General features: G+C 72.0%; 2 protein-coding genes. One reads left to right on the top strand and one right to left on the bottom strand.

All coding sequences use genetic code 11. From position 1 onward, the window contains the following. Positions 1-454, bottom strand: a 454-nt coding sequence (locus AOK16_RS24430) for a Gfo/Idh/MocA family oxidoreductase (RefSeq protein ID WP_169790957.1), incomplete at its 3' end; no start/stop codon positions are given. Positions 455-585: 131 nt separating this feature from the next. Here AOK16_RS24430 and AOK16_RS24425 point away from each other — a divergent pair. Continuing rightward, positions 586-2073, top strand: coding sequence for a pectinesterase family protein (locus AOK16_RS24425; RefSeq protein ID WP_107098441.1), 1488 nt, complete (start codon positions 586-588; stop codon positions 2071-2073). Positions 2074-2319 lie beyond the last annotated feature (246 nt).

Here is a 2319-nt window from a genome sequence, read left to right as displayed (position 1 = left end):
CCTCGGCGATGAGCGCGCGGATCGCCGGGACGGCGTCCGAGCCGAGCGACTGGAAGCCGATCTGGCATGCCACCCCTGCCTTTCCGATGCCGTCGGCCATGCGCAGGAACTCCGCGTACGAGGGCGCGGGCGGCTTCTCCACGAGCAGGTGCGCGCCGTGCGCGGCGGCCAGCAGCGCGAGATCCGCGTGGGTGGGGATCGGGGTGCAGACGACGGCAATCGCCGGGCGCGTGGACTCCAGCAGCTCCGCCAGGTCGGGGGACTGCCGCGGCGGGTCCTCCCGGTCCCCGAAGCCGCCGAGTTCCCCGCTCGTCAGGGGCGTGACGTCGCAGACTCCCACGAGGCGCACGAGCCCCAGCGCTTCGAGGCGGCGGATGTTCTCCAGGTGCCGGCGGCCGTGGCCGCGGGCACCGACGAGGACGAGGGGCAGGGGGGTTCGCGCGGGAACGGTCATCGGATCCTTCCCGTCTCCTTCCCGTTTCCGGAGGTCCTGAAGGGTGGTCAGCTCGATGTCCCTATGGTTCCATGAGTGGCATTCCAAAGGAATGCCATCTCCGCACGCGGTCGGCGTAAGGAGCCTGTGCCATGCGATGGTTGCGTCAGTTCGTGGTTCTCGTGTCGGCGGTGGTGACGCTGCCGTTGGCCATAGCCCCGCCCGCGCAGGGGCAGCTCCCCGCGTCCTCGGGGGCGGCCGCCGACTACGGCGGTCCGGCGGTCGTGCTCTCCCCGCGCGGGCTCGACCGGCCCGTCTGCGCCGACACCCCCCTGCGGCTCACCTTCAAGGAGCCGCCGCAGCTGGGCACGGCCGGCCGGCTCCAAGTCCACCGCGCCGACGGCACGTTGGTGGACACGGTCGACCTGGCCGACCCCGCCTCCCGGCAGCGCGCCATCGGCGGCGCCCTGTCGGACTACGGGGAGGTGCACCGCTGGACCTACGAGCCGGTGGTGGTGGAGGGGAGGACCGCCTCGGTCCATCTGCACCAGGCGCTGGCGCCCGGCGAGGTGTACCACGTCACCGTGGAGGAGGGCTTCTTCCTCGGGATGACGGCCGTCGAGGGCGGCACCTGGCGGTTCAGGACCCAGGACGCCCCGCGCCGCAGCGCCCCCCGGATCACGGTGGACCGGTCCGGAGGCGCCGACTTCTGCACCGTCCAGGGCGCCGTCGACTCCGTACCCGAGAACAACAGCACCTCCGTCCGCATCGACGTCGCCCCCGGCACGTACCGCGAGATCGTCTACGTGGCGCAGAACAAGCCGCACCTCACGGTCCGCGGCTCGGGCGCGTCCCGTACCGTGATCGGCTACCCCAACAACAGTGTGCTGAACGGCGACGCGGCCATGGCGAACGTGCCGCCCGAGCAGAGCTACTGCCCGCGCCGCGTGCTGCCACAGCCGGACCGGTTCAACTGCTGGCGCGCCGCCTTCGGCGTGGACGCGGACGACTTCCGGCTGGAGCACGCCACGATCCACAACTCCACCCCGGACGGCGGCTCCCAGGCCGAGGCCTTCCGCGGCAACGGCGACCGGATCGTCCTCGACCACGTACGCGTGCTCAGCCACCAGGACAGCCTGCGGCTCCAGGGGCGGGCGTTCGTGACCGACAGCTATGTCGAGGGCGACGTCGACTTCGTGTGGGGGACCGGCGGGGTCTTCGTCCAGGACTCCGAACTGCGGTCGCTGGACATCGGCTACATCGCCCAGATCCGCAACCAGGACGGGTGGCCGGGCAACGTCTTCCTCCGCACCCGGCTGACCCGGGCGGACACCGTGCCCGACGGCAGCGTCCTGCTCGGGCGGATCGACAAGCGCTTCCCCACCAGCCAAGTGGTGTTCCTCGACTCCACGATGGACGCCCATGTGGCCCCCGTGGGCTGGGGGATCAGCGACGGCGACTGCACCACCGTGGACCGGCTGCGGTTCTGGGAGTACGGCAGCACCACCCCGGATGGCGCCCCCGTCGACACCTCGGGCCGCCTCGCCTGCTCGCGCCAACTCGACGCCGCCGAGGCCGAGGTGTGGCGCGACCCGGCGCAGCTCCTCGACGGATGGGATCCGCGCCGCCCGGCGGTCTGAGGCGGTCGCGGGTGCCTTGCTCGTACGAGCGGGACTCGCGGGCTCCGGGCTCGCGGGCGCGCGCCCACGCGCGCTGTGCTCGCGGGGGTTCCGTGCTCACAACCGTGTCCACGCGCTCCGTGCTGCTCAACTCCGGCCGACAGAAACAATGGAAGGTGAACCGACGGTGAGACATCCGCAACGAAGGCACGTTCTCGGCGCGCTGGGGGCACTGGGTGTGGCAGTGGCAGTAGGCCCGTCAGGAGC

It is taken from the genome of Streptomyces pathocidini (genome assembly GCF_001418495.1).
GTDB classification, from domain to species: Bacteria; Actinomycetota; Actinomycetes; order Streptomycetales; family Streptomycetaceae; genus Streptomyces; species Streptomyces pathocidini.
This window is presented reverse-complemented; position numbering and strand designations above follow the sequence as displayed.

What these genes read in the sequence shown, in the direction of transcription:
- AOK16_RS24425 (WP_107098441.1), top strand. Translation starts at nt 586, where the DNA reads ATGCGATGGTTGCGTCAGTTCGTGGTTCTCGTGTCGGCGGTGGTGACG.